We start from the raw sequence: 7,929 nt of genomic DNA on the forward strand, positions 1-7,929 counted from the left end.
TCGCATTGCCGGTATTCTTAACGGTGAGGGTGATCCAATCGGTGTCGCCGATGTTCATGGTGCTCAGGACGCTGCTGATGCTCGTTTGCGCTTCCGGCTTACCTGCGCTTACAGGTAAAGGTAAACTTGACAAAATCAGCATCCAAATCAAAACCATCACAGCGATCTTCTCAAACTTCATGGGTTATGTCACCGCTATTTTGTTTCTAACTGTATTTAAGGATTTCTATTGCGTTCATCTTAATTATATAAAAGATAAGATGGTCTTACTTCATCATCTACACATTTTCTATAAGCAAACTATCTTTAATAAACGTTCTATTAATTTTTGGATGATCTCTAAAAGCTATGGAGCTAGGAGAGACACTGTACGTAACCACCAGAGACGAGTGGCGTGCCTGGTTGCAGAAACATCACACCACAGAGAACGAAATCTGGTTGGTGTATTACAAGAAGCATACGGGTAAGCCGCGGATTCCGTACAATGATGCGGTAGAAGAAGCGCTCTGTTACGGCTGGATTGACAGCACGGTCAAAAAGCTTGATGACGATAGATTCGCACAGCGGTTCACGCCACGACAGCAGGGCATTAAGAGCAGCAAACTCTCGGAAGCGAACAAGGTGCGTATCCGCCGGCTCGTCAAGCAGCAGAAAATGACCGCCGCGGGTCTGGCTGCGGTAAAGCACCTGCTGGATGATCCTTCGGAAACTGAAGCGATGGTAATCGCGCCTGATATCCTCGATGCTTTGAAACAGGACAAAACTACCTGGGAGCACTTTCAGAACTTCCCTGACTCCTACAAACGCATTCGCATCGGCTGGATCGAGATGGCACGAACCCGTCCGCAGATTTTTGAGCAGCGGCTGCGGTATTTCCTTACCATGACGGGAAAGAACAAGCGGTTCGGTATGGTACAATAATTGATGAATCACTGAAGATTTATCGTGGCGCTAAGAAGCCCCAAACTTTAAACGGGTTAGTTATCATTCTTTCGTTCGTTAGAAGTATGATCGGCAAGAAAGAGTGGTTTACAACGAGGAGATATACGGGGTGGGGCTTACGGCCAACAACATGGCAAGGTTGGCTTTATATGCTCGTAGCTGTCCTCGCAATTTTTTTCTTGCAATCGCAAACGGTCTGGGATTGGGATCCGCAAACAAGAACGCTATTAACCCTGGGATGGGTTGCACTAATCTTCCTCGATAGTCTTCATATCATGTTCTCGTTACGCAAATAGAAAATGCGATATGGACTTTTTCGCTTCGACCGAGAGCGTATTCGTTATCTGAACGTGCCCTCTCTCTCTAAAAGGGAGAACCAAGAACGAACGGAAGTGCAATCAAAGGACGTTACTCCAGCCGTATCGCCGGTATCCACCCTTCGTGCCGCTTGCCGTTCACGTCAACGAACTCAGTGCACGTAATTCTTCCCCCGATCACCCCTTTACTGGACTCATGGATAATCTGAGGATAGGAGCCGGTTATTAGGGTGAAGTGGTACTCCTCATTGGCCTTTAGCGTGAAAGGTTCGTCAAACGAGAGGTTGTGCCAATCGCCGTTGTAGCCGTCCCACGTTGCCGTTACGTTCCAATCGGTGCTGTTCCACATCTTGACGTATTCCGCATGCCCACCAGTTCCAGCACAGGGGTACGTGTACAATTTGCTTACCGTGAGATTGTAGGACGGTGTAATCGTGCCGTTGTGGATGCCCTGGATACTTGGATATGGATCTTCGCTCTGACCGGTGTCAAATATCGGATTGCTCAGCGAGCCAAGGGTTAAATTTGAACCCACCCCCGCAGGGCTCTCGGAATACTGCGGCGTTTCATTCGCGGTGTCCAGAGCGACAGCATAGTCAAATGCTTCCCTCATTGAGACCGCTCCATCACTGTTGGAATCCGCATTGACCGGTACGCCTTCCGGAGTTTGCCATGCCACTGCAGAGGTCCAGAGATAAGAGAACTCGTCATAGTAATAGTAGGGCAGCATTGCCCAGGACAATTCCGTTTCGTTACAGGCCGTTGCGATAACTCTATCCTGAGAACCGGGTAGTAGATCAGCAATAAAGCCGCCGCTGAAGCATTGCGCCATCACGATCATTACTGCCTCTGTTTCGTTCGATATCTTGTTCAGCTCGAGTGTAAACTCATCATCATAGATATAATCGCCCCATAATATCAACACGGCTTTTTGGGTGCTTGTATTGTAGCTGCCGTGATCGGTTGCGAACACAAAGAGAGAGTCGCCCGCACCTATTGTACCTGAAAGCGCATCAAAAACGGCAGTGATATTGGCTCTTGTCGTCGCATAATCAACGTCGCCATCGCCATCACCGTCTAAATCGAGTGGTGATGAATCAATCCAATACTCGAAGTCGCCTCTCGTGCTATTCCATTCGTAAACGCGCCTATCATCGCCCGGGTCGGTTCCATCTGCCATCAGTACATAGATATGATCATCGGCATAGCCGTAAATCTGCGTCAACGTGGTGTAAATGAAGGCTACATCGTTCCAATATCGACACCAGTTGTTAGCTAAATCGTAGCCGCCACTGATAATGACCGCGTACAAATGCTCGCTTGCTTCTTGATCTGGAGCCGCCATCTGCTGCGTGATCGACGGGTAGCGCTTCGTTTGTACCTCGCCCTCTCTACCCGATTTAGCCTGCGGTCCTCTTAGTATCGCGAGTTCCCCTAGGTTAGTAGGCGGTGTGGTAGCAGTATACACGGTTATATTCCCGGTCAAATCGACAAATACGTATCTGCACGGATGTTCCCAGTTCGCCCGGGGATGGTCGTCGATGAAGAAGAACCAGCCTTCCTCCTGAGGAAGTTCAATCGAACCGTACCAGCTCTCGACGACAGTACCCGCCTTCACGGGTTCGCAGCTTACGTACGCCCATGTCCCGTCGGTGCTGCCGTTTAAAACCTGATCTATTACAAGCTCGTAAGCATCCGTCCGGGAAATGCTGGCATCTATCACGTTGGAGCCAATTACGGGTAAAACGGATGCGGCACTTAAAAGAAGTGTTACTAGCGTTACTATCAACACACCCCTGTATCTCTTTGATATCACCATTACCATCTTTTCATACTCTGTTGATACAACGTGATCTCTTTTTATCCGTCTGCTCTTTTGCACGTTCTTATCCTCCCTGTTAGGTCCATGGTCCATAAATACATACATGAATAAGTGGAAGTTTACGGACGGCGAACTCGTGGCTGGTAATCATTGAAGAGTTTACGGCGCGGCCTACATGACTTATCTATACTGTTCGCTCTCAATTACCTACCGCAACCGTTCCGGCACTACCTGATGCCTTATGATATCCACAATGCTCTCCTTTTCCCTGATTAACTCGGCAGTGCCGTCCTTAACCAGTACTTCCGCACAGCGTGGCCGTCCGTTGTACTGCGAGCTCATGGAGAACCCGTACGCGCCCGTGTCCTGTATCGCAACGTAATCACCGCGTTTCACGTCGGGCAGCATCCGATCTTTAGCGACGATGTCACCGGATTCGCAGATCGGTCCGACGACAGTGCTCAAGACCGACGCGTGCGCGTTGACTTTGTTCGTAACCACGACCTCATGGTAGGCGTCGTACATCGCGGGCCGTACAAAGAGGTTGAAGCCTGCGTCGATGGCCACGAAATGCTTGTAGGCGTCCTTCACAGTATTAACTTGGCATACCAGTATCGAAGCAGGGCCGACGATCGACCGCCCGGGCTCCAGTATCAATCGGGGTGTAATGCCCAGTGCCTCCGTTTTTGCTGTGAACGTCGGCAGAATCATCGCAGCGAGGTCCTGTGGCGTTGAAGCTTTTTCTTTCGCTTTTTCGTAGGATATGCCAAGCCCGCCACCGAGGTCAACGAATTCGAGCTCGATGCCCTTTTTGTACAACTCCTCAACGAGCCGCATCATCTTTTCGGTTGCTTCTTCGAAGACGCTGATGTCCAGTATCTGCGAGCCGATATGACAGTGAATGCCCTTAATAACGATATTGGGCAGTTTTACGGCTTCTTCGTACGTTGGAACGATCTTCTCGTAGGGTATCCCAAATTTCGCGGTACGCAGCCCGGTCGCAATCTTCGGATTCACGTTGGGCGATACGTCAGGGTTCACGCGCATCGAAATCATCGCTTCTGTGCCGGATTCGCCTGCTACGGCGGATAACGTCTGTAATTCCTCACGCGAATCGACCGATACGGTAACCCGCGATTCGACCGCGGCTCGCAGCTCTTCCTCGCTCTTCGCGTTGCCGTTGAAGAGGACTTTGTTCAGCGGTATGCCGGCCAACTTCACCAGTTCGAGTTCACCGCCGGAAAAGACGTCCGCACCTGCGCCTTCCTGTGCTAGGATACGCAATACCGCGAGATTACCGTTCGCCTTTACCGCGAAATAAATGTCATTGTCCACTGACGCAAACGCGTCTTTATAGCGCCTGAAATTGTTCCGCAGCACGTGCTCATCGATGATGTACAGCGGCGTTCCGTACTGCTCCGCGAGTTCCACGACGTCCGCACCGCCGAAGACCAGACGGCCGTTTCCTCCCTCTCCTCCTACTTCTGGCATCGTTTCTCCACCGTTACGTTAGTTACGTTGTAAGTAGCCATTCCTAGGATAAATAGTTCCCCGCTACCTACGTACGTGTCCGCGAGCGAACCAACCTTTAGATAAGGGTTCGATCAGAAATAGATAGAATAACTATGAGTGAAGCAGAGGATGAGGAGATAGAGATAAACGTCAAATTATGGTGGGGTGTGGAGATCCGCAAGATCACGGTGAAGAAGGGTGACACGTCGATCGTAGTCCGACCCAAGAACATGGGTTATGTTTCCATGAGTGACGAACGAACCCAGAATATCTTTGCGGGCATCATAAAGGGTTTATTTGGCATTACGGGGGAGATGTCATCGGTGCATCTCACGGTGAAGCGGGACGGCACGGAAAAGACGTTGAGTCTCAATCGGATGGAAGATCTGGAATCGCTGGTGAGAAGAACGTTTATTGAAGACTGAAACGAACAACGCTCAATTATCGGCGCACTTCAACACCGTTAAGAGCCCACACGAGGTAATACCGATCAAGTATCAAATAAAGAAAAGAGGCAACCACAGCGTATGATCGACTATTTAACCTACTGGTACTTGTTCCCGGTCTCGATTGGGATTGCGATCCTGGCGATGTCCGCAGGCATCTCAGGCTCGAATTTCTGGATCCCCGTTTACCTCATCTGGCTGAAGATCGAGCCGAAGACAGGTTTCTGGCTGGCGCTGCTCACGATGATCTTCGGCTTTGGGTCAGGCGTCATAAAGAACCTGAAACAAGAAACGATCAACTGGTACCTTGTGAAGCAGTATCTCAAGATTACCATTCCTGCGGGTATTTTTGGGACGGTACTGGTCCCCTTCGCGCCAGCGCAGCTATTAATCGTCATCTTCGCCTCGTTCGTGCTCCTCTACGGTGCATCAACGATCTACCGATGTTGTAATGGAATGGCAGAAGAAGCAGAGAGCCATGAAACGATTTACTGGGCGCGAGCTGCGCTTGCGGGCTTCATCAAAGGCTTGATTGCTACAGGCCTGGGAAAGCTCATTCTTCCCGCTGTACTCGGACACCGAAAGATCAAATCGCCTGCGGAGGCCGTGGGCTCAACGGTCGTTGTCATCTTCGTTGTTAATATCGTTGCAGTGCTCTTTCGCTTTGAATCCCACTTTTATTGCCGTCTTAGCGGAAAACGCAACCGATATCCTTCGTATAATGATCTGGGTTGCCCCGGGCGTGGTTATCGGCGGGCAGATCGGGCCGGCGATCGCACAACGATTGCCGTTGCTGTACATGAAAGTCTACGTTGGCGTGTTGCTGATTTCTGTCAGTATTTTGATGTTCCTGAGAGCATTCGCGCTGTTTTAGTTTGGACCCCGTGATTCAAACATTTTTAAAACCCTGTAAGAGTTAAAGTCACGTTCGAGCCTCTTCACTTACCTAGCTAGCATACAATACCGCCGATGAGCGTGATAGATGGGTTATACTATACACATAATCGTAAGCGTTAATAAGGCGTTCTATCTACGTAAGGCGAGTCGTGAGAGGCTTATCGGGACGTTCGTTAGTGCACAGTGTACGGGTGAGTGAGAGTGAAAGGGTTTATGCTCGTTTCGTACTGTAGCCGATGAATACGTACGGTGTGCAGTGTCGTGTCATGCCTGAGAACAACCCGACAAAGGCGATTACAGCCAGCAGCCAGTTCCAGGGTGCTGCGGTTACCCAATCAAGTGCCAGAACGACGATCGCGAGGCTGCCCACAACACTCCGAATGAGTAGGTCGTAACCACCAACATTCTCCACCAGTAGATACTTTTCCAGGGTCATCGTAAGTAAGAATTCTGTAGTGCCTCGTTTATATATACGTTGCGTTCGCACTTCTTCTTCCTCGCTCTGCGCTCGCGTGAAGAGTGCGTTACAACCAAAACAAAGAAGAATAGAACACGCTATCTATACGTTCTTCAGCGCGATGATCTCTGTCACGTCGGTGAGTTTCCAGACAAGGCTTCGCTCTTCCGTGACGAGCGATTCGAGCGGGTCACCAGGCGAATGGCCGAGCGCCGCCAGCACACTTTTCGAGAGGTTCTTTTCCCTTATCAGGCGCACGAAGCTCTCACGCACGGCCTTCTTCTGCTCAGCGTCTTCCACTTCCACGAGCCGCCCGGATAACGTCACGAACGTGTAGCGGGAGAGGTCTGGGCTGTAGCGCTCCACTTCCACGGCGACTTTGGGGTTCTGGCGGAAGTGCTGGATCTTGTAGCCGTACTTCGTCGAGAGGAAGTACATGAACCTGCCGTCGAAGACGTATAAGAACGGTGCGATATACGGGTATTCGGTACCGGTAAAGGCAATGCGGCTCACGTAGCCGTCGGCGATTAGCCGATCGTATTCCTCCTTCTCCATACGTGGAATCTTGACGAGTTTCATGGATTGCTATCGCAAAAAGGTTCGCTGCGAGCACTTATATAAGTTTCTGTTTTTGGTTCGTAGTTATGGCGACGTCAAGGGCTTTCATCAAAGAAATCCCCTCTCTTTCTCACAATGTCTCTCCCTTTATCTTTACTCAGAACACTCTATCTGAGATACCAAGCTATTTCTGTATTGCAGTACAGATAAACAATGGCGAATCAATCAAAAAAGCGAAAACTATTTAACCCTACTTCCGTAAACTACAGTTAGCGTGTTTACTATCCGCTTTAAAGGTCGTGATGAGCATGCCAGAAAAGAAAGTTCAGAAAAGTTTGCAGGAGCTGATCGACGAGGCAGATGATCTTTTTACACATATTACAAGTAGGAAGGAGTCAAGACCCCTCTATGAAGAAGCTTTAAAAATAGCTCGAGAAGCGAAAAAGGAACCGGAGACAGAATACATACAAGGTAAGCTAGACCTGATGATGAAAAGTGGCAAGACGCACTTGAGCACTTTGATCAGGTAATAAAATTTGACACAAAATTCATTAAAGCCTGGAATTACAAAGGGGTTGCACTCTATAAATTAGAGAGATATAAGGAAGCGATAGCGTGTTACGACAAAGCTCTTGAAATTAGCCCAAGGTCGGATTTTGCATGGAATGGCAAAGGGGATGCACTCCGTCGGTTAGGCAACTACACAGAAGCGATAACGTGCTTTAACAACGCCCTTGAGATCAACCCAAGGTCGGATTTTGCATGGAGCTTCAAAGGGAAAGTGCTCACTAAGTTGGGCCAATACGAAGAAGCGCTAGAGTGTCACGACAAAGCTCTTGAAATTAATCCGTTGTCGGAATATGCATGGAACGACAAAGGAGATACACTCTATAAGTTAGGCAAGTACGAAGAAGCGCTAGAGTGTCACGACAAAGCTCTTGAAATTAATCCGTTGTCGGAATATGCATGGAACGGCAA

Annotated in this window: 10 protein-coding genes; 5 read left to right on the top strand and 5 right to left on the bottom strand. The window is 49.4% G+C overall.

Translation table 11 applies throughout. The annotated features are described in order from the left end of the window. On the bottom strand, positions 1-181 hold a 181-nt coding region (locus tag JW878_09340; GenBank protein MBN1763258.1), incomplete at its 3' end, for a hypothetical protein. Positions 182-348: 167 nt separating this feature from the next. Here JW878_09340 and JW878_09345 point away from each other — a divergent pair. Beyond that, complete coding sequence (locus tag JW878_09345; GenBank protein ID MBN1763259.1) at positions 349-921, top strand: YdeI/OmpD-associated family protein; 573 nt, start codon at positions 349-351, stop codon at positions 919-921. 429 nt (positions 922-1,350) lie between these two features. Here JW878_09345 and JW878_09350 read toward each other — a convergent pair whose 3' ends face one another. Beyond that, the gene (locus JW878_09350; GenBank protein MBN1763260.1) at positions 1,351-3,084 is read right to left on the bottom strand and encodes a hypothetical protein; all 1,734 of its coding nucleotides are present in this window, start codon (positions 3,082-3,084) and stop codon (positions 1,351-1,353) included. A 204-nt stretch (positions 3,085-3,288) separates the two neighbouring features. Then, positions 3,289-4,572, bottom strand: a complete 1,284-nt coding sequence (lysA, locus tag JW878_09355) for a diaminopimelate decarboxylase (protein MBN1763261.1) — start codon at positions 4,570-4,572, stop codon at positions 3,289-3,291. 134 nt (positions 4,573-4,706) lie between these two features. Between lysA and JW878_09360 the strand changes: the two genes are divergently transcribed. Together JW878_09360 and JW878_09365 are read left to right on the top strand one after the other, a co-directional pair. Continuing rightward, the gene (locus tag JW878_09360; protein ID MBN1763262.1) at positions 4,707-5,018 is read left to right on the top strand and encodes a hypothetical protein; all 312 of its coding nucleotides are present in this window, start codon (positions 4,707-4,709) and stop codon (positions 5,016-5,018) included. Positions 5,019-5,120: 102 nt separating this feature from the next. After that, positions 5,121-5,927, top strand: a complete 807-nt coding sequence (locus JW878_09365; protein MBN1763263.1) for a sulfite exporter TauE/SafE family protein — start codon at positions 5,121-5,123, stop codon at positions 5,925-5,927. Between the two features lie 220 nt (positions 5,928-6,147). On the opposite strand, the gene JW878_09370 is transcribed toward JW878_09365, so the two are convergent. Together JW878_09370 and JW878_09375 are read right to left on the bottom strand one after the other, a co-directional pair. Beyond that, positions 6,148-6,372: a DUF2892 domain-containing protein gene (locus tag JW878_09370; protein ID MBN1763264.1), complete on the bottom strand. Its 225-nt coding sequence runs from the start codon at positions 6,370-6,372 to the stop codon at positions 6,148-6,150. A gap of 123 nt (positions 6,373-6,495) precedes the next feature. Continuing rightward, entirely contained in the window at positions 6,496-6,972 is a 477-nt protein-coding gene (locus JW878_09375; protein ID MBN1763265.1) for a pyridoxamine 5'-phosphate oxidase family protein, read from the bottom strand. Positions 6,973-7,259: 287 nt separating this feature from the next. Between JW878_09375 and JW878_09380 the strand changes: the two genes are divergently transcribed. Together JW878_09380 and JW878_09385 are read left to right on the top strand one after the other, a co-directional pair. Beyond that, complete coding sequence (locus JW878_09380) at positions 7,260-7,481, top strand: hypothetical protein (protein MBN1763266.1); 222 nt, start codon at positions 7,260-7,262, stop codon at positions 7,479-7,481. Further along, positions 7,481-7,929: tetratricopeptide repeat protein (locus tag JW878_09385; GenBank protein MBN1763267.1), on the top strand; the 449-nt coding region annotated here is incomplete at its 3' end. The genes JW878_09380 and JW878_09385, both read left to right, overlap by 1 nt.

Source organism: Methanomicrobia archaeon, assembly GCA_016930255.1.
Classification (GTDB): domain Archaea; phylum Halobacteriota; class Syntropharchaeia; order Alkanophagales; family Methanospirareceae; genus JACGMN01.

Excerpts from the sequence above, each read along its gene's own strand:
- JW878_09370 (MBN1763264.1), bottom strand. The coding sequence starts at position 6,372 with ATGACCCTGGAAAAGTATCTACTGGTGGAGAATGTTGGTGGTTACGAC.
- JW878_09350 (MBN1763260.1), bottom strand. The coding sequence starts at position 3,084 with ATGGTAATGGTGATATCAAAGAGATACAGGGGTGTGTTGATAGTAACG.
- JW878_09380 (MBN1763266.1), top strand. The coding sequence starts at position 7,260 with ATGCCAGAAAAGAAAGTTCAGAAAAGTTTGCAGGAGCTGATCGACGAG.
- JW878_09345 (MBN1763259.1), top strand. The coding sequence starts at position 349 with ATGGAGCTAGGAGAGACACTGTACGTAACCACCAGAGACGAGTGGCGT.
- JW878_09360 (MBN1763262.1), top strand. The coding sequence starts at position 4,707 with ATGAGTGAAGCAGAGGATGAGGAGATAGAGATAAACGTCAAATTATGG.
- JW878_09375 (MBN1763265.1), bottom strand. The coding sequence starts at position 6,972 with ATGAAACTCGTCAAGATTCCACGTATGGAGAAGGAGGAATACGATCGG.
- lysA (MBN1763261.1), bottom strand. The coding sequence starts at position 4,572 with ATGCCAGAAGTAGGAGGAGAGGGAGGAAACGGCCGTCTGGTCTTCGGC.
- JW878_09365 (MBN1763263.1), top strand. The coding sequence starts at position 5,121 with ATGATCGACTATTTAACCTACTGGTACTTGTTCCCGGTCTCGATTGGG.